This is a genomic window from Homoserinimonas sedimenticola, from assembly GCF_026094475.1.
Lineage (GTDB): Bacteria > Actinomycetota > Actinomycetes > Actinomycetales > Microbacteriaceae > Homoserinimonas > Homoserinimonas sedimenticola.
Genome location: NZ_JAPELL010000001.1, coordinates 325,407 through 346,954 on the forward strand (window position 1 = coordinate 325,407; position 21,548 = coordinate 346,954).

Sequence of the window (21,548 nt, forward strand, 5' to 3'; positions counted from 1 at the left end):
GGATCTCGTGGTCGCCACGCCCCTCGCCGGTCGCCGCGTCCTCGTTCCGCGGGGCGGTGAGCTGGGTGAGTGGCTTGCGGCACAGCTCAGGATGCTGGGGGCGAAGCCCACTGTCGCGCCCCTCATCGCATTCGCCCCACCGTCCGATTCCGCGCCCCTCGCGCGCGCACGTGAGGGTCTCGCGCAGGCGTGCTACGACTGGCTCGTCGTGACGAGCGCCACGACGGTCGACGTGCTCGGCGACAGCCTCGTCCACATTCCCGATTCGACACGTGTCGCCGCGGTGGGGGACGCGACCGCCACGGCGCTGAGGGCACACGGTTGCCGGGTTGATTTTGTGCCGCGGGAGGAGCAGTCTGCGACGGGTCTGCTGCGCGAGTGGCCCGGCGACGGCGGGCGTGTGCTGCTACCGCAGTCCGAGATCGCGGCCGACACGCTCGAGCGCGGACTGGGCGCATTGGGGTGCGAGGTGGTGGCCGTCGCCGCCTACACGACGCGCGGCGTCCTGATGGACGAGGAAGTGCGTCGGCGGGTCAGCGAGGGTGCCATCGACGCGGTGCTGTTGACCTCGGGGAGCATGGCCCGGGAACTCGCGGCGCAGTGCGCTCCGCTCCCGGAGTCGACTCTCGTCGTGTGCCTCGGCGTTCCGACCGCAAGCGCTGCTGCCACTGCAGGGCTGAGCGTCGCGGCGGTGGCGCGACGCAACGACCGAGAGGCTCTCATCGAGGCTCTCGTAGAATTGAATCCATGACTTCGGGACCCGGCATCCGTCCTCGCCGCCTTCGTACGACGGAGGCGTTCCGCCGTCTCGTCGCGGAGACGCGCATCCACCCCGCACAGCTCGTCTTGCCCGTGTTCGTGCGGGAGGGCATCTCAGAGCCGGTGGAGATCGCATCCATGCCGGGTGTCCAGCAGCACAGCCTTGAGAGTCTTCGGTCGGTGATCGCGGATGCTGCGGCGGCCGGCATCGGCGGTGTCATGCTCTTCGGCGTGCCCGAGACGAAGGACGCTGTGGGCTGCGGTGCCACGGAGGAGGACGGCATCCTCAATGTCGCGACGCGCATCGCAGCGCGTGAGGCGGGGGATGCTCTCGTCGTGCAGACGGACCTCTGTCTCGACGAGTTCACCGATCACGGCCATTGCGGCGTGCTCGACGCGAGTGGTCGCGTCGACAATGATGCGACGCTCGAGCGGTACCGGGAGATGGCGATCGCTCAGGCCGAGAGCGGTTCGCAGCTGTTGGGACTCAGCGGGATGATGGACGGTCAGGTCGCCGCCGTGCGTGAGGCCCTCGACGGGCGCGGCTTCACGGATACAGCTGTTCTCGCCTACAGCGCCAAGTATGCCTCCGCTTTCTATGGCCCGTTCCGAGACGCGGTCGATTCGAGCCTGCAGGGTGATCGCAAGACCTACCAGCAGAACCCGGCGAACCGACGCGAGGGTCTGCGCGAGGCGCTCCTGGACGTGGCCGAAGGTGCCGATGTCGTCATGGTCAAGCCTGCCCTGAGCTATCTCGACGTGCTTGCGGATGTCGCCACCGCGAGCCCCATCCCCGTCTGGGCTTATCAGGTGTCGGGGGAGTACGCCATGATCGAGGCGGCCGCAGCCCAGGGTTGGATCGATCGCGAGCGCGCGATCGAGGAGTCCGTCGTCAGTATCCTCCGCGCGGGCGCCGACACCGTGCTCACCTACTGGGCTCTCGAGCTGGCCCGCAGCATCCGCTGATCATCATCGACGCCGAAGGAACCGCAATGGCCACCAACACCGCATCGTTCGACCGCGCCCGCGCGCTGATCCCGGGCGGGGTCAACTCGCCGGTCCGGGCCTTCGGGTCGGTGGGCGGGACTCCGCGCTTCCTTGTCTCGGCGAGCGGCGCGATGGTGACGGATGTCGAGGGTCGCGAATACGTCGACCTGGTCGCCTCCTGGGGCCCCGCCCTGCTCGGCCATGCACACCCCGCGACGGTCGAGGCGGTTCAGAGCGCCGCCGCTCGGGGCCTCTCCTTCGGCGCGTCGACGCCGGGCGAGACGGAGCTCGCGCAGCTCGTCATCGACCGGATGTCGCCCGCCGTCGAGAAGCTCCGCCTGGTCTCTACGGGCACGGAAGCGACCATGACGGCCATTCGTCTTGCCCGCGGAGTGTCGGGCCGCGACCTCCTGGTGAAGTTCGCGGGTCACTACCACGGGCACTCGGATGGGCTCCTCGCGGAGGGCGGTTCGGGCATTGCGACACTCGCCCTGCCGGGCTCCGCAGGGGTGCCGGCCCCCATCGCGGCGCAGACCCTCGTCGTGCCCTACAACGATCCCGAGGCGCTGCGCCTCGTCTTTGAGGAGCACGGTTCGAGCATTGCGGCGGTCATCACGGAGGCCGCGCCCGCCAATATGGGTGTCGTGCCGCCTGCCCCAGGCTTCAACGCCGAGGTCGTCCGTATCGCGCACGAGCATGGTGCCCTCGTGATCCTCGACGAGGTGCTCACGGGCTTCCGCGTGTCGGAGGCCGGCTGGTGGGGCCTCGAGGGGCGCGGCAGCGAGCATCCGTACACCCCCGACCTCGTGACCTTCGGCAAGGTCATCGGCGGCGGCATGCCGCTCGCTGCGGTGGGCGGGCCGGCCTCCATCATGGACCACCTCGCGCCCGCCGGCCCGGTCTACCAGGCAGGTACCCTCAGTGGGAACCCGCTCGCCGTCGCGGCCGGCATCGCGACGCTGACAGCAGCGGATGCCGCGGTGTATGAGCATCTCGACCGCACCGCCGACACGCTTGCCGACGCGGTCTCCGCGGCCCTGTCAGCGGAGGGTGTCGCTCACGTCGTGCAGCGGGCCGGAAACCTCTTCTCCTTCGCCTTCACTGAGGTCGCCCCGCGCAACTACGCCGAGGTGAAGGAGCAGGAGGCGTACCGCTACGGGCCATTCTTCCACGCCATGTTGGAGCAGGGTGTGTCGCTGCCGCCTTCAGTCTTCGAGGCGTGGTTCGTGACGGCGGCGCACGATGAGTCGGCGGTCGAGCGGATTCTGAACGCGCTTCCGGCGGCCGCGCGTGCTGCCGCGGCCGCCGACGCGTCCTAGGATCTCGGCCTACTCCTCCTCAGCTACGTCGAGGTTGGCTCCGTCGATCTCGACCCCGGTCGTCGCCTCAGCGGCTGTGCCGGTTTCGTCGACGGGCGCGACCTCGACGGCCGGGTCCGAGGTGGTGGTTGCATCCTGCCCTTCAATGGCAGCGGCCGCTTCGAGGGGCTCGGTGATCTCGGTGACCTCCGGGAACTCGGTGACCTCCGCCACCTCGGGCGCGTCAACGGGAGCCGCCGTCGTACCCTCCTCGCGCGCGACGAGAACCTGGGGCGTGCTGTTGCCCAGGCGTCCGAGCGCGAGCGGCAGTGCGCACAGGCCGGCGTTCCATGCAAGGACGACGGAGTTGCTCAGCTTGGCGTCACACTCGCCCAGGTAGGCGATCGTGTTGGCGTCGACCGCGGCGCCGTCGCCGAACCGGGTCGAGCCCGAGAGGAGCTGGTTGTCGCGGACCGTGACTCCCGTAGCGTCACGGACGTCGAGCGCGACGCCGACCTTGCCCGCCACGATGTTGCCGGCAACCAGGACGTTGTCAGCGTTGCCGCCCACGATCACGGCGGCGGCGGCGCAGTCCTGCAGGGCGTTGTCACGGATCGAGTGGCCCGTACCGCCGATGATCTGCACGCAGTCGCCACCGAACCCGGTGACGCTCGTGTTCTCGATCGTCACGCGATCGGCGGAGCGCACGTGGATCCCGTCACCGCTGCCCCCGGTGAACGCCGAGTCGCGGATTACGACATCCGAGGCGAGGATGTAGGCACCCGCGCCCGAGAGGCTCACGCCATCGAGGATCGTCCCGGTCGCCCCCGCACTGGTTGCCACGCCCGCCGTGAAGGAGAGCGAGTGCCAGTGGACGTGGGGGATCGCAGTCGTCAGCTTGGCGAAGCGCACCACGGCGCCGTTCGCGGGCTGTACGACGATGGGCTCGGCGGCGCTGCCCCCGGCGCCGCTCACGCTGACGCGTCCGTAGTCGCCCGAAGCAAGTTCGAGGGCGCTTCCGGGCTCAGCCTGGCCGAGGGCGGTGGAGAGGCTGCACGGCTCGAGGCTCGTGCAGGCCGTCCCGGTGCCCTTGACGCTGACGCTGAGTGCGATCGTGATGGGGCTGTGTGCACCGGCGATGCTGTCCTTGACGGGCTGGCCGTCGATATCGATCAGCGCCATTCGGGAGTCGATGGCCATTCCCGAATCGATGGGCGAGAGCTGCGCGTCCCCCGCCGACATGAGGCGCAGGTCGCCGCTCGCCGCGTCCACGAAGGTCACGGAGCCCGAGCGGTTGCCGTCGACCCCGAGCTGGGGGAGGCAGGAGGCGTAGCGGGAAGCCACCACGATCGTGTTGGTCATGGGCGCGTCGCATCCGAAGAAGTACTCGACGATGTTGCGATCGAAGATGAGGCCGGGCGTTGCACCGATCCGGGCGGGCCCTGTCGCGATCGTGTTGTTGCGGATGACGGTGCCAACGAATACAGGCTCGCGGGTGTCGATCGACGAGCCGCCCACGCAGACCGTCGTCACGACGGTGCAGCCTTGGATGAAGTTCGAGAGGATGTGGATGTTGCTGCTGCCGTAGCCGTTACCGTTCGAGAGGATGATGGCCGAGTTGCTGCAGTCGCGCAGCGAGTTGCGCTCGATCGTGACGTCGTGACTGTCGAAGACCTGAACGCAGTCCACGTGGACGTTGTTGCCCGGGATGAGCGAGTAGTTGCGCACGGTGTTACCCGAGAAGGTGACGCGACGCGAATCCTTGATCTGGATGCCGTCGATCGCCGTGCCGTTCTCGAAGAGGGAGTCGCGGATGACGACGTCCGTCGAGCGGACGAAGGAGCCGGCGCCCTCGAGGTGTGCTCGCTCGACGACCGTGCCGACCGCGGTGGGGTGCACGTAGAGCACGACGGTGATGTGCGGGGCCACCCAGGTCACGTGGGGGACGTGGGTTTCGAGCCGCTGGAAGGTCGCCCCATCGCTCGCGGTCACCGTGATGGGCTGCTCGGCCGTGCCACCCCGCATGCCGCGGAGGATCTGTGCGCCGTATTCGCCCGGGAGCGCCGTGATGGCGGCGCCTGGGGTTGCGACGGTGAGGGCCGACGCTAGCGTGCAGGGCGCCGCGGTCGTGCACTGGTTCCCGCTTCCGGCGGGGGAGACGGTGAGCTCCTGTGCGGCGGGCGAGGTAGCGACCGTGGCGGCGTTCGCCGGAGCGGCGACGGCGCCAAGGGAAAGGGCGGCGGCCACGAGGCCTGCCGCGGCGGCGGAAACAACTGTTCTGAGTGAAATGATTCGCATGATGTGTGGCGGGAGCGCGTCCGGGCATGCCGAAGGCACGCCGAAGTGGCGTTGGTCGAGGGGTGGGTGCGCCCGCCGCCAGCGTTCCCCCGTGGCATCCGGGCGCACTTCAATTGAAGCACCGCAGTCGACGTGTGTCGCTACGGAGTGACCGTTTCAGACCACAACTGGGGGCACAGACCGGTACGTCTGTGACCCCAAGGGGGCGCAAGACTCTGCGGCACCTAGTGCTTGGGATCAGGAGAAGCGGAGCACGGCCTGGATCGGCTCATGATCGGAGGCGGCGCGCCCCTCGAAGCGTGTCGTGTTGATTGCGGCGGTGACGACCTCGAGGCCGGCCGACACGAACATCCAGTCGATCCGGCGCCCGTCGGCCTGCGGCGCGCCGAAGCCCGAATAGGTGCCGCGCGCACGACCGCGACGCTCGGAGGCCACGACCCACGTGTCGCGAAGGCCGGCGGAGCGCAGCGCACGGTAGGGAGCGGAGCGCGGCGTCGTGTTGAAGTCACCCATGACGATCACCGGATGCTCGGCCCGCTGTGCGAGCGAAGCGATCATCTCCGTCGAGCGGATGCGTGAGCGCCGAGAGAGGTGGTCGAGGTGGGCGTTGAGGAGGCCGAAGCGCTGGCCGGTATCCCGGCGGGCGAATTCGGCTGCGACAGCGATGCGTGGCACGAGGTTGCCCCAGCCGCGAGAGCCTGGCGAGGAGGGGGTGGGGGAGAGCGCGAGCTGCCGCCAGCGCACGAGCTCGAGTCGGCGGGAATCGTAGAAGACAGGGCATCCCTCTCCCGTGCCTGACGCGCTTCGGCCGCGCCCGATGCGATGCATGTGGGGGCCGAGCATGGCGCTCAGGTCGTCCGCCTGTGAATGCAGGGCCTCCTGCACGCCAAGGACCGTGGGCGATTCGGCCCGCAACAGGCGTTCGACCAGTCCCCGGCGTCGCGGCCAGAAGTCGGGGCTCCCGTGGCGGGTGCCGCGGATGATGCGACGGATGTTGTAGCTCATGAGGTGAAGGTCGTCGCCCTGCGGACCGACGAGGGGCGCATCGTTCTGCCCGAGCTTCGTTGCAGAGGTCATCGCCGCCTCCGCCCCGCCCCGCTGGCGCGAGCCCTGCCTGTCGCCGTCTTCTTGGCGGCGCCGGACTTCTGCTTCCGCTTCTGCTCCTTCGGAGAGGACGTCCCTTCCGCACCCCGTGAACTCGTGGCCGTGCGCCCGCGCACGATCCCCACGAAGTACTCGATGTCGTCACTCGTGGCCGCATGGGGCCACGCGAGGGCGATCTCGGTCTCCGCAGCATCCGTCAACGGCACCGCCACCACGTCTTTGCGGGAGTGGAGTCGGGCGATCGAGTGCGGAACCCGCATGACCCCTGCACCTGCCGCGACGATCTCCACGGCGTCGGCCGGCGGCTCGTGCCGCACGACCTCACCCTCCAGATCCGACAGCGTCACCTCGTCGGCGAGGGAGAGGAGATGCTCCCGGGAGACCACGACGACGGGAGCCTCCGCGTAGAGGCGGATGACGTCGAGCCCCTCGCGGTCGACAGGGAGACGCACGAAGCAGACGTCGGCCAGGCCATCGTCGAGGGCAGCCCGCTGCTCCTCCTCCGCGAGAGGCACAACCTTCAGCGGATGCCCCGGCCGACGCTCCTCCCACGCCCGCGTCCACCGTGTGATGGTCACGCCGGGCACGATTCCCACGCGGAACGGCTCGGGACGCTCATCCATCCCCTCAGCCTATGTGCCTCGCCGCTGCGGTCGGGCGCCGCGTCCTACAATTCACGGCATGCCCTCGGTCTCGGTTGTGATCCCCTCGTGGAACGACGCCGAGCTTCTCAGCGACTGCCTCGCCGCCCTTGCACGGCAGACGCGCCTCGCCGACGAGATCGTGGTCGTCGACAACGCGAGCACGGATGCGACAGCTGAGGTCGCCCGCCGCTTCGGCGCCCGCGTGGTGCAGGAGGACGTGCGGGGCATCCTGCGGGCCACGGCCGCGGGGTTCGATGCCGCCCACGGGGACATCCTCGCCCGCCTCGATGCCGACTCCATTCCCGCTCCCGATTGGCTCGAGACGGTCGTCGCCCACCTGGGCTCCCTGCCCACACCCGCGGCCGTCGCGGGGCCGGGGGAGTTCCGCGGAGCGTCGGCGTTCGTGCGCTGGTTCGGTCGACGCGTCTACTTAGGCGGCTACTTCCGCGCTATGGCGTTCGTGCTCGGCCAACCCCCGCTCTTCGGCTCGAACATGGCGATGCAACGCCAGGCGTGGGAGGCGGTGCGCCCGCGGCTGGATGTGTCGGCTCGCGCCGTGCACGACGACCTGTACATCAGCATCCGTCTGCCGCGGGAGGTTCAGGTCGCCTATGACGCCGAGCTCCGCGTGTCGATCTCGGCACGCCCCTTCGCTTCGCCGACAAGCATCGGCAAACGGATGCTCTGGGGCTGCAACACCCTGCTCGAGGGCACCGTCCGCGGTCGGCTCCTGCAGCGGCGCGCGGCCCGCCGCCGGGCACGCGCGAAACTGTGAGGAGCCCGGATGCTCGTGGCTCTCGACGGTGCTTGCCTGAGGAGAGTCACGACTGCACGAGGAGGTCAGCATGAGCGAGCAGCAGGGCGGAGCGCCCGAGCGCAAGCACGACGACATCAAGAACGAGAATGAGTCGACCGAGATCGAGCGCGATGTGGTCGACAGCCCCCGGAGCGAGCGGGACGTGCAGGAGCTGCAGCGCTCCCAGATCGGGGAGAGCCCCGCGCTCGACGACCCCGATATCGACGAGAGCGATGTGGATGTTCTTCCCGGCACAGGCGGCCAGGACGATCAGGGCGACGTCAATGTTGCCCCCGGCGACGTGAACATGCCGCGCGATACGGGCGCGCACTAGGCGCCCGATTATCCCTGGCTCGGCTCAGCTGAGCAGTTCACGGCGGCAGCGCGCCAGGAACTCGGCGCCCGCGGCGTCGTTGATCGCCCCCTCGATCGTGATGATCGGGTAGGGGCGCTCAAGCATCCCGTCGCTCGGTCGTACGTCCACGTGGGCTGCGTCGTAGCCCGCCTCGTGCAGATGGTCCGCCATGCGGTAGTCGCCCCGTGAGTCGCCGACCGAATACCAGCGCCTCGGCAGTTCGCCTGACTTCGCGAAGTGTGCGAGGCAACGCTCGGCTCCGAGCGCCTTGTCGAGCGTGATCGACTCGATGTCGGTCGAGATGATGGTTGGGTCGATGCGGAAGTGCACCTCGCCACGAGCATCCGTCGCTTCGCGTTCGCCCAGCCGCACCCCCAGGCCGTGTGCCGCGAAGAGCTCGAAGGCGGCGTCGTTGAAGCGCGCCTGGGCCGCAAGGTAGTCCCGGTTCGCCACGTCGGTGCGCTGCTCGAGTGAGATCATCGCCTGCTTCGTCTCGTCGAAGAACATGGTGTCGGAGAATTCGGATGCCGCGAGCTCCCGCACCGCATCAGTGACAGGCCCCGGCACCGCGACCTCGTGGGCGACCCGCGCCTCGCCGGTGCCCTCCGCCGTGATCTGGAACCACACGCCGCCCTTCTCGCAGACGCTGTAGACGCGCGCATTCGGGGCGAGACCGTGGGCGAGGAGTGGAGCCGCGACCTCCTCGACCATGAAGCTCTCGGATCTGCCCGTGACGAAGCCGACCGGAACTCCTGCTGCGGTGAGCGCCACCAGGTCCTCAACGAGGGAGGGGATCGCGATGCTGCGGGTCTCGGGGCTCGCGATCGGGCCGTCGACGTCGAGCAGGAGGCCGAGCGGGGGCCGCGAAACGTCTGCTGGTGAACTCTGTGTGCGCATCCTCCAATTCTCCCATCGCGCCGCCACGCCGCCCTGCCCAGTCGACTGACGCGGGGGTAACGTGGCTGCGATGACGGCAAGACGGGAAGAAGCATGAGCGGGATTGATCCTTCGGGCATGGTTCCGGATGCGGCGGCTCACCTCCGCGGAAAGTACCGGCACTACAAGGGCGGCGTGTACGAGCTCGTCGATGTGGCGCGGCACAGTGAGACGCAAGAGGAACTTGTCGTCTACCGGGCGTCCTCGGGCGAGCTGTGGGTCCGCCCGCGCGAGATGTTCTTTGAGACCGTGACGGTCGACGGCAGTGAGGTGCCGCGTTTCGAACGAATGACGGAGCTGTAGCCGTCTTCTTGCCGTGGCGTCACGTCAGTGACTGCTGCGATAGATTCTCCTGATGCCGCAGGATTCTTCCCCGGGCGTTGCCGAGGGCACGGGTCTCTCCATCGCGCCGCACCGCCCGACGGAGGACGCGATCGCGCTCGTCGTCGGCTCGTTGCTGCTCTCCTTCGGGGTCGTGTTCCTCGAGGCGGTCGGGGCTGTCTCAGGCGGCCTCGCGGGCGTCGCCTTCCTCGTCAGCTATTCGAGCGGGTGGCCCTTCGGCGTCGCCTTCTTCATCGTCAACATCCCCTTCTACGCGCTCTCCCTGTTGCGGATGGGCTGGCAGTTCACCCTGAAGACCGTGGTCGTGGTCGTGCTGGTGTCGGCCTTCGCGGAGGTGCATCCGCTCTTCTTCGAGATTGAGCGCATAGCGCCGCTCTACGCGTGCCTGTTGGCCGGTGTGCTCTTGGGCATGGGAATGCTCGTGCTGTTCCGTCATCGCGCGAGCGCGGGCGGCCTCGGGATCCTCGCCCTCTTCCTGCAGGACCGACTGAAGTGGAGCGCCGGTCTTGTGCAACTCGCGTTCGACTCGATCATCGTGCTCGCCGCACTCCTGGTGACGGATGTCGCGACCGTCCTCGCCTCCGTCGCCGGCGTCGTCGTGCTCAACGTCATCCTCGCGATGAACCACCGGCCGGGCCGCTACTTCGGCTGAGAATTCGAGGTGACCGCGGCAGGGGCGAGCGAGGTTGTCAAGGCTCCTGGCCCAGGCAGGTCAGCCTCCGATGAGCGTCTCGATCGGCCCGCGCGCGAAGTAGATGAGGAAGCCGGCGGCGACGATCCACAGCAGCGGGGAGATGTCCTTGACCCGGCCCGCAAGAGAGCGCACGATGACCCAGCTGATGAAGCCGACGCCGATGCCGTTCGCGATCGAGTAGGTGAGCGGCATGACGACGATTGTGAGGAACACGGGGAGCCCCACCGAGAATTCGGTCCAGTCGACGAAGCGGATCTGCGACACCATGAGCACGCCGACGACGACGAGGGCAGCCCCCGCCACCTCGAGTGGCACGACCTGCGTGAGGGGGGTGAAGAACATTGCGAGCAGGAAGAGCACGCCCGTCACGATGTTGGCGAGGCCGGTGCGGGCGCCCTCGCCAACCCCCGCAGCGGAGTCGATGAAGATCGTGTTGGAGGACGACGAGGTGGCGCCGCCCGCGACAGCACCGACGCCCTCCACGATGAGTGACGACTTGAGGCGGGGGAAGTCGCCCTTCTCGTCCTGGAGGCCGGCCTCCTTGGTAAGGCCCGTGAGGGTGCCGACGGCGTCGAAGAAGTTCGTGAAGACAAGGGTGAAGACGAGCATGATGGCGGCGAGCCATCCGATGCGCTCGAATGCCCCGAAGTTGAAGGCGCCGAGCAGGCCGAAGTCGGGCACCGCGACGATCGCGTCGGGCAGCGTGGGCACGTTGAGGTTCCAGCCTGCCGGGTTGGGGCCGTCCTCCGTGAAGGAGGGGCCGACGCGGAAGACGGCTTCGGCGATGATCGCGATGACGGTCGAGACGAGGATGCCGATGAGCAGCGCCCCCTTGACGCGCCGCGCCATGAGCACACCCATGATGAGGAGCGCGAGCACGAAGATGACCGTGGGGAGGGTCGTGACGGATCCGCCCTCGCCCAACTGCACGGGGGGAGAGGCGGCCCCGCTCGAGCGCACGAAACCCGCATCGACAAGACCGATGAAAGCGATGAAGAGGCCGATGCCGACCGTGATTGCGGTCTTGAGCTGCGCGGGGACGGCGCGGAAGATGAGCTCGCGCAACCGGGTGGCGGAGAGCAGCACGATGATGAGCCCGTTGATGACGACGAGGCCCATCGCCTCCGCCCACGTCACCTGGCCCACGACGCTGACGGCGAGGAAGGAGTTGATGCCAAGACCTGCGGCGAGACCGAAGGGCAGGTTCGCGACGAGCCCGAAGAGGATCGTCATGACGCCCGCCGTGAGGCCGGTGACGGCGGCGAGCTGGGCTCCGTCGAGGGCGTCACCCGTGACATCCGGGGTCCCGCCGAGGATGAGGGGGTTGAGGATGACGATGTAGGCCATCGTCATGAAGGTGACGAGGCCACCCCGAACCTCTCGACCGACTGTGGAACCGCGTTCGGAGATGTGGAAGAAGGAGTCGAGGCGGCCGCGGGTGGGGGAGCTCTGCGTGGTCACCGAAACACTCTAGCCACCAGTGCCATCCGGTGTGTCACCGGCAGGCCGGGCTGTCCCCCCCCTGAACGCGGAGGCAAGGTCGGTCTACCCTGCGAACATGCTCCGCCTCGCGCATCCGTTCATCTCCTGGCGTCGTGCCCGGGTCATGCCGCGGTGGGTGCGCCGAATCGATTCGCGCGTCTCTCGCGCGGTCAACGGGCACACGCATCTTCCCGAGTTGGATCGGAGCCTCACGCGGCTCTCGCACGCGGCGGACCGCAGTCGCCTCTGGGTGGCGATCGCCGTCGTGCTGTATCTGAGCGGGGGAGCGCGGCGGCGAGCGGCGGTGCGAGGGGTGGGTTCCCTCATCGTGGGGAGCGCCCTCGCGAACCTCGTCGGCAAGCGGGTCTTCGGCGGTGACCGTCCCCTGCTCAAGGATGTTCCGGTGCCGCGCCGCCTGCGAAAGCACCCCACCTCGGCCTCCTTCCCCTCTGGTCATTCCGCGTCGGCGGCCGCGTTCGCCACGGGGGTGGCGCTCGAGTCGACGCGCGCGGGCGCTCTCGTCGCGCCTCTCGCCGCCACAGTCGCCTACTCTCGGCTGCACACCGGGGCGCACTGGCTCTCCGACGTAGTGGGTGGTGCCGCCCTCGGTGCGGGGGTGGCAGTGGCCGGCCGGATGCTGCTTCCCGCGCCTCCCCACGTCGAGCTGACCCATTCGGGGCCGCCCGCGGCGCTGCCGGCGCTTCCCGACGGCGCGGGCGCCCTCATCTTCGTGAACCCCCACTCGGGAATCGACCCGCGCAGGCCCGACCCGCAGACCCTTCTTAGGGAGGCCCTGCCAGCGGCCCGCATCCACGCCCTTCAGGAGGGTGACGACATCGCTCAGCTGGTGCGCGAAGCGATGGGCTCGGAGCATCCGCCTCGGGTCGTCGGGGTGTGCGGCGGCGACGGCACGGTGTCGGCGACGGCGGACGTCGCACGCAGTGTCGGGCTGCCCCTGCTGGTGTTGCCGGGCGGCACCTTCAACCATTTCGCCCGGACGGCGGGGGTTCCCACGATCGAGGACGGAATCGCGGCGTTGCAGGCGGGCAGGGGCCTGCGGGTGGATGTCGCGGAGCTGAGGGTCGACGACGGCGGCGCGATGACGGTGCTGAATGCGGCATCCGTGGGCGTGTACCCCGACTTCGTTGCGGAGCGGGAGACGATGGAGAAGCGTCTCGGCAAGCCCGTTGCAGCCCTCATCGCGGGGGTGCGAGTCCTGGCCCGTGCACCCACGATCGATGTGCTCGTTGATGGCCGCCGCGCCCGCGTCTGGTCGGTTGCGGTCGCGGCGGGTGAGAATTCATCCGCGTCGATGGTGCCGCTGCAGCGGCGTCAGCTCGACGACGGTGTGCTGGACGTTCGGGTGCTGCACGCGTTCGGTCGGTTCCCGCGCATCCGCGGTCTCGTGGCGTTGGCGTTCGGGCAGCGTGCCTCCGCTCTCCTCGATCGGATGCCGCTGCACTCGCGCCTGGCGACGATCGAGTCGTTCACGGCCCGCGAGGTGCGGGTCGAGGTCGTCCGCAGTGACGACGGAGCGCCCGTGTTCGCCCACGACGGCGAGGTGATCGTCGGTTCCGCCCGGAATTCTCCGCGCGGCTACACCGCCTCTGTCAAGGCCGTGCCCCGCGGGCTAAACGTCTATAGCCTCGGACCGGCTCTGGAGCAGTAGGCGGGCGTGTCGTTGTCAGGGTGACGCCGGGTTGCTAGCCTTCAAGCACCCCATCCGCGTCGACTGTCCTGGAGCCAGACCATCCCTTCGAACATCGCAGAGCCCTCCACCATCCTCCGCAGGAACAACGTCACCGTTGTGGGAAATCCCTCGGGTCGCCCGATCGTGTTCGCCCATGGCTTCGGGTGCAATCAGGAAGTGTGGCGCCACGTCGTTCCTCAGTTCACCGATGACTACCGGGTCGTGCTCTTCGATCTGGTCGGCGCCGGGGCATCCGACCTTCAGGCCTATGACTATGCGAAGTACGATTCCCTCGACGGTTATGCCGAGGATCTGATCGAGATGCTCGAGGAGCTTGACCTCACGGATGCTGTGTTCGTCGGCCATTCGGTCAGTGCCATGATCGGCGTGCTTGCTGCAAAGCTCGATCCCGCCCGTCTGGGCGCCCTCGTGCTCGTCGGCCCGACGGCCCGATACATCAACGACGGTGACTACGTCGGCGGATTCGAGGAGGGCGACATCCTCGCCCTGCTCGACGACCTCGACTCGAACTACCTGGGGTGGTCTGCGGCGATGGCGCCCGTCATCATGGGCAATCCTGATCGCCCCGAGTTGGGTGAGGAACTCACCGGCAACTTCTGCAGCACGGACCCCAAGATCGCGCGACACTTCGCGCGGGTCACATTCCTCTCCGACAATCGGCGTGACCTCTCTGCCGTGAGTCTGCCGACGCTCGTTCTGCAGTGCAGCGAAGACCTGATCGCGCCAGAAGCGGCGGGACAGTTCGTGCACGAGCAGATCAAGGGGAGCGTGTTCGTGAAGCTCAAGGCGACCGGGCATATCCCAAACCTGTCGAGCCCTGAGGAACTCGTTCGAGAGACCAAGACATTTCTCGCGTGACTAGTGAGCCCATTTCGGGAATCGATGCCATAGAGACCTCTCTCGCTGATCTTTACGAGAACGCTCCGAGCGGATACCTCTCGATCACCCTGGATGGGGTGATCGTGCGCGTCAACGACACCTTCTTGGCGATGAGTGGGTACACACGCGACCAGCTTGTCGGCGCGCCGCTGCTGTCGCTTCTGAGCCCGGGCGGGCGACTCTTCTTCGAGTCGCGTTTTGTCCCGACGCTTCTTCTCGAGGGAGATATCCGTGAGGTTGCGTTGCCTCTTCAACATGCCTCGGGTGATCCCCTCCCGATTCTTGTCAATGGGCTTCTTGTAACAAACGACGAGGGGCGTCGCGTCGCCATCCGCATGGCTGTCTTCGAGTACAGCGGCCGGAAGGAGTATGAGAGGGAACTCCTCAACGCGCGGCGAAAGGCCGAGGCGTCCGAGACGCGCTTGCGCTTGCTGCACGAGGCGGCTGGGCGGTTTGGCGCCGCAGACAGTGATGAGAGTCTCGCTGAGGAGTTGGCCGCCAGTTTGCGGAAGGCGTTCGCGGCACGAGAGGTTGCCGTGTACCTGCGCGAGGACGCGGACAGCGCGCATCTCGCCGCCGGGGCACCCCTTCTCCAGGCGGAGCTTCACGCCGAAGGCGGCCCTGTCGAGCAGGCGATGCGCGGCGAGCGGGTCGTCACGGTGGGCGGCGCTGAGGAGCTGACATCCTGGGCTGCGGAGGCTGCCGGGGCGATGCGCGCGGTTCGCGTCGAGAGCGTGGCAGTGGTTCCCATCCTCGGGCAGCAGAAGGCGCAGGGCGTCGCCGTCATGTTCTTCCGGAGAACGCGTCGCTTCGACAGCGACGAGACGGACCTGAGCATGACTTTTGGGCGGCAGGCCGCCGAGGTGCTCACGCGGCTCCGCGTTGAGCGGCTTCTGGAGCGTAGCGCGCTCTATGACGAGGTCACGGGGCTTCCGACCCGACGCCTGATCGGCGCCCGCGTCAACGAGACGATCGATGCCGCGAGGTCTCGCAAGCGGCCGATGGCGCTCGCCACGGTCACCCTGGACGGTCTCAAGAGCATCTACGCCACGTTCGGGCAGGTGGCCGGGGATGAGGCGCTCACGGAGATCGGCGCTCGCCTCGCCCATACGGTGCGGCACGGTGATCTCGTCGGCCGGCTTCGCGAAGACGAGTTCGTGCTCATCTGCCCGGGCGTGGATGAGGAGTCGGCGAGAGAACTCGTGGATCGTTTGCTCGCTGCCCTACGCCGCCCGCTGCAGGCGGGGGATGGCGAGCAGACGGTTGCGTCGAATGTTGGTGTGGCCGTCTATTCGGGTGTCGACGGAGCTCGCGTCTCGTCGCAGAAGCTCTTCGAGCTCGCGGGGGCGGCGATGTATCGCGCGAACAGTGCGGGAAGAAATCAGGGCTCCATCATTGCCGTCGGGGAGTCAGTCTCCCTCTGACGACGGTTCGTCACGCCACGAGTGGGTCGGCTCGTAGCCGAGCAGTCGCCGCGCCTTGTCCACCGAGAAGAGCGAAGAGCGTCCTTCGATCCGAGTCCTGCACTCGAGCGCCGCGAGGTTGCCCGTGAGGAGTTCCTCGGTCGGTCGCAGCATGACAGTGTCTGCCGCCGCGATGATGAATGGCTCGAAGCCGCGGATGTCGCTTTCCAGTGCCAGCCGCACGGCCTCGGCCCCGTCCCGCGCATCGATATAGCTCCAGAGGTTCCAGGCCCGCAGGGCGGGGTCATCCTGCCACTCCTCGAAGGCGGCGTAGTCCTCGGGCAGCATGACGTTGGAGTAGCGGAGGCCGATGATCGAGAGCTCGGGATCCCAGCGGGCAAAGTGAGCGGCCATCTCCTCGTCGACGGCCTTGCCGAGCGAGTAGGAGGTTTCAGGGCGCACCCGATACTCCTCGTCGACGGGCAGGTAGGGCGGAGGGGTATCGAAGGGGAGCCCGAGCACGGTCTCGCTCGACGCCCACACGACCTTCTTGATTCCGGCGACCCGCGCCGCTTCGAAGACGTTGTGGGTGGAGATGACATTGTTGGCGAGCAGGTGCGCATTGGTGGTGAGCCCGGGAGCGGGTATCGCCCCGAGGTGCACGACCGCCTCGGCGGCACTCCAGCGGTCGTGCACGCCTGTCAGCGCGCCGAGCACCTGCCCGAAGTCGGTGAGATCGACCACCGTGCTCGGCACTCCGAGCGAGGTGGGGACGCGATCGACGGCCGCGACCTCGTACCCCTCAGCGTGGAGATGGGCGACGACGACGCGTCCCAGTTTTCCAGCGGCGCCGGTCACGACAACTCTCATGCGGCCACGCTACCCCCGAATCCAGGGGCTCAGCCGTTCACAATGTCCTGAGGCATCCCAGTGGTGGCTGAGCATGGTCCAGTTTCGGGAGATAGGACGTCCGCAGCGAGACGCTCCGCAGCCAGACGCTCTGAGAGCACGAAAAAGCCGGCCATCAGAGAGCTCTGATCGCCAGCTCGATTCCGTGGGAGGTTCGGACTATCCATCTCGGCCAGCGCCTGCAGGGGAGCGGGGAGGTGGACCCAGGGGCGTTCCACGCCGCAACTCGTGAGATTCCACACAGGGCGCCATTGTCAGTGCTCTTGAGGGGGGACACCAGGTTCGAGACCGTTGTCTCGCATAAACTTGAGGGCCCGTTCGACCGCGGTGATCTTTCTCTTGAGTTCCTTAAGAGAGGATGCTGAAGCGTCAGAAAACTCGTCAAGACGCTCGTGTTGACGCCGCACTTCAATCTCCGTCTCGACGAGGTTTCTCCACACCGCCCGGTCTTGGGGGATCCGCTGCGATTTTCGAAGGATTTCTGCGGCCAGCTGGCGCTCAACGACCGCCTCAAGTGTCTCCGCGGTAGTCCCAGGACTGGCCAAGCCGAAGGCGATGCCGCCGCCGCCTGCTCCAATGAGGGTTCCGGCTGTTAGCAGGCCCCCAACCATGCCACCAGGTCCGAAGGCCGCCAGTGCACTGGTGATCGCCGCTGCTCCCGCTAGGCCGGGCGCGGCGGCGAGCGCCAGCCCGCCGGTGGCAATAACGAGCGCGACAGCTCCCACGCCGAGAGCTCCCCATTTGATCCAGGTCTTCCCCCGCCCGCCGCTTAAAACCTCTTGCGCCTCTTTCGCCGCTACGAACACATCCGTGCCGAAGCGGGTTCCTAGACCCATTTCCGCGCTGAGCTCTTCCATCGCGGCTTGCCACTCATCCTTCCCGATGGAAATTTCGAAGGGGCGGATGACGTTCTCGGACGCAAGGACCGTCAGGAAGACCACCGCGTCTTCTTTTCCAATGTGCGCGCTCGGGAGCGGCTCAGGCACGACAGCGCGGGGGTCCGAAAGATCAAATGCGAGACGTGCGATCTCTGAAGGCATCGGGCGGCGCTCGCTGATGTTTCTCCTTTTGATGTCATCTACGACGGTCGCGTGTACTCGTCGAAGTGCGCCAGAAAAGCGATCCTGGAGTTCGCCCTTTAGTCTCGCCTTTAGAAGATGGGCATAGCGGAGCGCTAGGAGGGCAAGTCGCTCCGCGGCATCCAAGGGGATGTCGAGACCCTGCTCGACGCGGGCGACCTCCTTGGATTTCGACCCGAACAGCGCGAAGCCGATAGCTTCGGCAACGGCGTCGTCTGCCAGATACTCCGCCGCGTCATGGGCGTGGTGGAGCTGCTTCGTAGAGTTGATCCGAAAGTCAACGAGCCATGGAAAGACTGACGAAAGACCCCGGTGAGCGGCCACGGGGTCGAGCGCGTTCCAGAAATTCACCCACCATGCCAAATTTGCAGGCGGTTCTTCTAGTGAATTCCGCAGCTTGTCGACATCGAAGTTCCCGTTCGCTAGCGGGCTGCCCATCGTTATCATGCCGACGACTTCGAGACCGATCGGGAGACGCCGGAGCAGGTCGGCAGCGATCACTGATCCGAGGCTGTGGGCTACGACTACGAGTCGTCCGGTCTCAGGCAAAAGTCCAAGGATGCGCGTCAACACCTGGGCCCGAACCTCGGGCTCTTTAATATACTTCTGCGCCTGAACGAACTGAGGCAGGAACATCGCCCCGTCGATCAAAGCGTCGCCAGCAGCGTGGCCGCTGCCATGATCGTGCCGACCAAGCCTGAACTCGACGGCGCCCATTCGCCGCTCGAACTCCCGGCGGTTCCTCCTTGCTTCCTCACGTGAAGGCCGCTTGATCGTCACCTCTGGCAGCGGGACCTTGTCATCCCAGCCCTTTAGAGCATGCGCGTACTTTGGGGCCACGACCGACACCGAATCCAGACTCGCGTAGCCCAGACGGTTCAGAGCATCGGCAAGATGGCGCTTCCATGTGTCGTTCTGATCGCCGTCCCCAACCCCGTGTAGGAACAGAAGGACCGTCGGTTCATTCAACAATTGAAGCTCCATATTCCGCGATCCCCTCGAATCGGCGCACTTCTAAGACTCCGCGGTCAGAATACAGATTCAGCGAGTGCGGAGCCCCTGTCGATGCCTCGGTAGACGTTTGTGACCTGCACCGGCTTGAGGACCGTGGTACTGCCAAAACTGAACGGTGTGAGTCAGAGAAGCCCGGATGCGCGTTTATCCATAGCTGGCCGAAGGCTGAGGCCATCCCCTTGTCACCGCCGACACCACTTGCACGACCAAGGTGAGCCTCGGCACCGATTAATCGAAGACGCCCCCGCTAGCATTGCCCCGTGGCCAATCGACTTTCGGTTCTCTCGAAGCAAATCCGCGATGCGGATCCCACGCTCACCACAGACGAGCTGCACTCTTTCGTAGCGGGAGTTGCTAAGCTTGCCGGCTCGATAGGGGAGGAAGCTGGGGACGCATTCGAGACCCTGCATGAGAATCTCGTCGCCGCGATCTTGCTTCTTCTTGACCTTGCAGATGACGAGCTACTCGGCATCCAGCTGCGAATAACGTGGGCGAGTGAGTACTCGAAGTCGCTCATCAAGGTGATGTCGGCACAGAATGACCGTCTTCCGGCCGAGCTCGACGAACGAAAAGCAGAGATCGCGCGACGCGATGCGGCCCGCGAGACATTAGCTGTAAAGTCTGCGCCGAAAATCAGCTCGCTGCTTGAACCGATACTCAATGCCGCTCGCGACCTCGCGGAGAACAGTCCTTCGGTAAGCACGTCGCTCATTGCCTCCGAACATCCAGCGCCGAAACCCCAGCTGTATGGCGTCTCAGCGCGAGGAGCAGAGCTGTGGGTGGCCGACGCGCTCCGCTGGCTAGGTGTGCACGGAGTTGAAGTCACTCAGCAGACTTCAGATGGCGGCGTCGACGTTCTCACGAAAGACTTTGCGGTCAGCGTGAAGCACTATTCCGGCGCTGTTCCCGTGGAGGAAGTGCGCGAGATCTTCGGTGTTGCCACCGTCCTCAAGAAGGTCCCCATGCTGTGGACCAGTGGCACCTTGACGGGTTCGGGATCCGAGTTTGCTGAGATAGCTCCGGTTGCTGTTTTCCAGTATGAGGTCGAAACCGCGACGATCTTTCCTGCGAATCTGCCCGCCCAGGAGCTCTTCGATGGCGGCTTTGTGCCCCACGGAGATGCAGTAGAAGCTCTCGAAGCCTGACCGATCCACGTTCCGCTCGTCGGGATCTGAAACCTTTGCGGAGTTTCCGACCGGTGCAATAGTCCCTCCCGGTTGCTCTGCTTTGCTGAACTTGGGCGCACCACTGGTCTCCACTTCACGCGCAATCAACTACGACCGCCAGCGAAGGACAATGCCTAGGCGCGAGCACGCGTAATGAGGCCGGTTTAGGAAAATGACCAACCCCGGAAGAGGAGCCTGACCGGAGCCTGATCCGCTTTTCCGTACACCTGACTTGAGGTGGTGATTGCCTCAGAGAGGAGTCCGTGATGCCTGCTGCTCACCCGCCGGAGTTCCGGCGTCGGGCCCTGGATTTTGTTGCGCAGGGCAACCCGGTCGTGCAGACCGTTCGTGACCTTGGGATCAGCAAGTCGTGCTTACGGAACTGGATGAACCGCGACGCGGTCGACTCCGGCCGCAAAGCCGGGATCACGACCGACGAGCACAAGGAACTCGTCGAATTGCGCCGCCGCAATCGCGCGCTGGAAATGGCGAAACCGTCCGGGAAACCGGGTCAGGTTCCCATTGTCGAGTGGCGAGTTCCTTCCGGGAGCATTGCGTCCACAAACGATGAATCGTCGCCGATTCCTCCTTCATCCTCGATCGGCATCTATGGGCGGCACGATGCGAGGCACAGTCGCGTTTTGAAGCGTCTGCGTCCAAGCGTTGCGATAGACGCGAGGATGCGCAGCGGTGAGGACGTAAGTGCTGTTGTCAGGGCGCCGTAGACGCGATTGCTGAGTACCTGACCGGGAACATTGGTAGCTTCGTGGCTTCAGAAATCGAACGGCCCCAGCTCGCTGCGCCAGAAAGCTTCCTCGGCTCTTGACCGCGCGGATTCGAGCTCCTCATGGCTCACGGGAAGCTTGGACAGGTCGAGGGAGAAAAGGGGGAAAGGCCAGTGCTCGGCAACTTCTTGAAAGTCTTCCTGGGCCGCGTTCTTCCCATATAGTCCTCTATCGATGATCTGACCGGTGACCCTGCTATTGATCTCAAACAGTTCAGCGAACGTCATCTCATTGGTGACCACGACACCATTCCACTCGGCGCTGGCGATAGAAAGCCCAGCTTCTGTCAGCAGGCCAATGCGAGAAATCGCGCACACTAGGTCAGCAGTAATTGTTGCAGGCCAATGCAGTGAGGAGTAGGTGTCGCGTGGTGTAACCCAGGCGTAGTGGTTCTCCTCTTTCACGTAGTCGACGTACACGGCTAGCTCCCGTGAAGTCTCTATCTCATTGCGAAAGATCCAGTCAGCATCGTTCGGTCCGTCGAGGTACATCTCAGGTCGCAGCAGCTGCACGTAATTGTTTGTCTCGCCGAAGGTCCCTGGGTTTGTCGCGGTAACGCGCTGATAGATACCCCGCGCGAAGTGACTACTGAAGTAATTCAAGCGGCGTCTCACTTCAGCTTGCTCCGTCCAGCCTCCTCTAACAACATCTAGGATGATGAGCACCTTCGCCGCTTCTTCCCCCATTACAGATTCGAGAATGGGACGGCCGCGATGGCCAGCCTCGTCTAGCCCATCTATCGAGGTCTGCAGTGCTTCGACATGCTCGACCAAGAGATGTAGGCCCTCAGCCAGAACGTGAATCCGTTCCTGCAGCGGTCGCGCTAGGAGGTCGGCAATGGCGCGAGGCCGAACGGGTTTTGACCGTGCCATAAGGTGCTAGTCCAATCGTTCGTAGCCCATCTCCA

At 66.2% G+C, this 21,548-nt stretch carries 20 protein-coding genes; 12 read left to right on the top strand and 8 right to left on the bottom strand.

Annotated elements, in window-relative coordinates; genetic code table 11:
- Positions 1-7 precede the first annotated feature (7 nt).
- From OH146_RS01490 to hemL, 3 genes are read left to right on the top strand one after another with little or no spacing between them, the layout of a single operon-like run.
- Complete coding sequence (locus OH146_RS01490; protein ID WP_265156677.1) at positions 8-751, top strand: uroporphyrinogen-III synthase; 744 nt, start codon at positions 8-10, stop codon at positions 749-751.
- Positions 748-1,725 carry a porphobilinogen synthase gene (gene hemB / locus OH146_RS01495; protein WP_265156679.1) on the top strand — a complete coding sequence of 326 codons (978 nt, stop codon included), beginning with the start codon at positions 748-750 and terminating at the stop codon, positions 1,723-1,725. The genes OH146_RS01490 and hemB overlap by 4 nt, the downstream gene beginning before the upstream one ends.
- Positions 1,726-1,751: 26 nt before the next feature.
- Positions 1,752-3,065: a glutamate-1-semialdehyde 2,1-aminomutase gene (gene hemL, locus OH146_RS01500; RefSeq protein ID WP_265156682.1), complete on the top strand. Its 1,314-nt coding sequence runs from the start codon at positions 1,752-1,754 to the stop codon at positions 3,063-3,065.
- A 9-nt stretch (positions 3,066-3,074) separates the two neighbouring features.
- Here hemL and OH146_RS01505 read toward each other — a convergent pair whose 3' ends face one another.
- The 3 genes from OH146_RS01505 to OH146_RS01515 all read right to left on the bottom strand — a co-directional run bounded on the left by OH146_RS01505 (position 3,075) and on the right by OH146_RS01515 (position 7,069).
- Positions 3,075-5,291 carry a right-handed parallel beta-helix repeat-containing protein gene (locus OH146_RS01505; protein ID WP_265156684.1) on the bottom strand — a complete coding sequence of 739 codons (2,217 nt, stop codon included), beginning with the start codon at positions 5,289-5,291 and terminating at the stop codon, positions 3,075-3,077.
- Between the two features lie 288 nt (positions 5,292-5,579).
- The gene (locus tag OH146_RS01510) at positions 5,580-6,419 is read right to left on the bottom strand and encodes an endonuclease/exonuclease/phosphatase family protein (RefSeq protein WP_265156686.1); all 840 of its coding nucleotides are present in this window, start codon (positions 6,417-6,419) and stop codon (positions 5,580-5,582) included.
- The gene (locus tag OH146_RS01515) at positions 6,416-7,069 is read right to left on the bottom strand and encodes a LysR substrate-binding domain-containing protein (protein WP_265156688.1); all 654 of its coding nucleotides are present in this window, start codon (positions 7,067-7,069) and stop codon (positions 6,416-6,418) included. Before OH146_RS01515 ends, OH146_RS01510 begins: the two co-directional genes overlap by 4 nt.
- A gap of 58 nt (positions 7,070-7,127) precedes the next feature.
- Here OH146_RS01515 and OH146_RS01520 point away from each other — a divergent pair, with 58 nt between their 5' ends.
- Together OH146_RS01520 and OH146_RS01525 are read left to right on the top strand one after the other, a co-directional pair.
- Positions 7,128-7,865, top strand: a complete 738-nt coding sequence (locus tag OH146_RS01520) for a glycosyltransferase family 2 protein (RefSeq protein WP_265156690.1) — start codon at positions 7,128-7,130, stop codon at positions 7,863-7,865.
- Between the two features lie 70 nt (positions 7,866-7,935).
- Entirely contained in the window at positions 7,936-8,220 is a 285-nt protein-coding gene (locus OH146_RS01525; protein WP_265156692.1) for a hypothetical protein, read from the top strand.
- A gap of 24 nt (positions 8,221-8,244) precedes the next feature.
- On the opposite strand, the gene OH146_RS01530 is transcribed toward OH146_RS01525, so the two are convergent.
- Positions 8,245-9,138: a Cof-type HAD-IIB family hydrolase gene (locus OH146_RS01530; RefSeq protein WP_265156694.1), complete on the bottom strand. Its 894-nt coding sequence runs from the start codon at positions 9,136-9,138 to the stop codon at positions 8,245-8,247.
- 93 nt (positions 9,139-9,231) lie between these two features.
- Here OH146_RS01530 and OH146_RS01535 point away from each other — a divergent pair, with 93 nt between their 5' ends.
- Positions 9,232-9,480: a DUF1653 domain-containing protein gene (locus tag OH146_RS01535; RefSeq protein ID WP_265156696.1), complete on the top strand. Its 249-nt coding sequence runs from the start codon at positions 9,232-9,234 to the stop codon at positions 9,478-9,480.
- 52 nt (positions 9,481-9,532) lie between these two features.
- Positions 9,533-10,171, top strand: coding sequence for a YitT family protein (locus tag OH146_RS01540; RefSeq protein WP_265156698.1), 639 nt, complete (start codon positions 9,533-9,535; stop codon positions 10,169-10,171).
- Positions 10,172-10,231: 60 nt separating this feature from the next.
- Here the strand turns inward: OH146_RS01540 and OH146_RS01545 are convergent, their stop codons facing one another.
- Positions 10,232-11,674: an NCS2 family permease gene (locus OH146_RS01545; RefSeq protein ID WP_265156700.1), complete on the bottom strand. Its 1,443-nt coding sequence runs from the start codon at positions 11,672-11,674 to the stop codon at positions 10,232-10,234.
- A gap of 97 nt (positions 11,675-11,771) precedes the next feature.
- Here OH146_RS01545 and OH146_RS01550 point away from each other — a divergent pair, with 97 nt between their 5' ends.
- The 3 genes from OH146_RS01550 (at position 11,772) to OH146_RS13845 (ending at position 15,709) form a co-directional block, all read left to right on the top strand.
- A complete protein-coding gene (locus tag OH146_RS01550; protein WP_265156702.1) occupies positions 11,772-13,364 on the top strand; it encodes a bifunctional phosphatase PAP2/diacylglycerol kinase family protein in 1,593 nt (530 codons plus the stop codon).
- Between the two features lie 165 nt (positions 13,365-13,529).
- Positions 13,530-14,264, top strand: a complete 735-nt coding sequence (locus OH146_RS01555; protein ID WP_372508485.1) for an alpha/beta fold hydrolase — start codon at positions 13,530-13,532, stop codon at positions 14,262-14,264.
- A complete protein-coding gene (locus OH146_RS13845; RefSeq protein ID WP_265156704.1) occupies positions 14,261-15,709 on the top strand; it encodes a sensor domain-containing protein in 1,449 nt (482 codons plus the stop codon). The genes OH146_RS01555 and OH146_RS13845 overlap by 4 nt, the downstream gene beginning before the upstream one ends.
- On the opposite strand, the gene OH146_RS01565 is transcribed toward OH146_RS13845, so the two are convergent.
- Complete coding sequence (locus tag OH146_RS01565; RefSeq protein WP_265156706.1) at positions 15,695-16,558, bottom strand: NAD-dependent epimerase/dehydratase family protein; 864 nt, start codon at positions 16,556-16,558, stop codon at positions 15,695-15,697. The genes OH146_RS13845 and OH146_RS01565 overlap by 15 nt on opposite strands.
- 293 nt (positions 16,559-16,851) lie before the next feature.
- On the bottom strand, positions 16,852-18,660 hold the full coding sequence (locus OH146_RS01570; protein WP_265156708.1) for an alpha/beta hydrolase family protein: 1,809 nt from the start codon (positions 18,658-18,660) through the stop codon (positions 16,852-16,854).
- Positions 18,661-18,950: 290 nt separating this feature from the next.
- Between OH146_RS01570 and OH146_RS01575 the strand changes: the two genes are divergently transcribed.
- Both OH146_RS01575 and OH146_RS01580 read left to right on the top strand, forming a co-directional pair.
- The gene (locus OH146_RS01575; RefSeq protein WP_265156710.1) at positions 18,951-19,835 is read left to right on the top strand and encodes a restriction endonuclease; all 885 of its coding nucleotides are present in this window, start codon (positions 18,951-18,953) and stop codon (positions 19,833-19,835) included.
- A 287-nt stretch (positions 19,836-20,122) separates the two neighbouring features.
- The gene (locus OH146_RS01580) at positions 20,123-20,581 is read left to right on the top strand and encodes a transposase (protein WP_265156712.1); all 459 of its coding nucleotides are present in this window, start codon (positions 20,123-20,125) and stop codon (positions 20,579-20,581) included.
- 47 nt (positions 20,582-20,628) lie between these two features.
- Here the strand turns inward: OH146_RS01580 and OH146_RS01585 are convergent, their stop codons facing one another.
- Positions 20,629-21,414, bottom strand: coding sequence for a hypothetical protein (locus OH146_RS01585; RefSeq protein WP_265156714.1), 786 nt, complete (start codon positions 21,412-21,414; stop codon positions 20,629-20,631).
- Positions 21,415-21,548 lie beyond the last annotated feature (134 nt).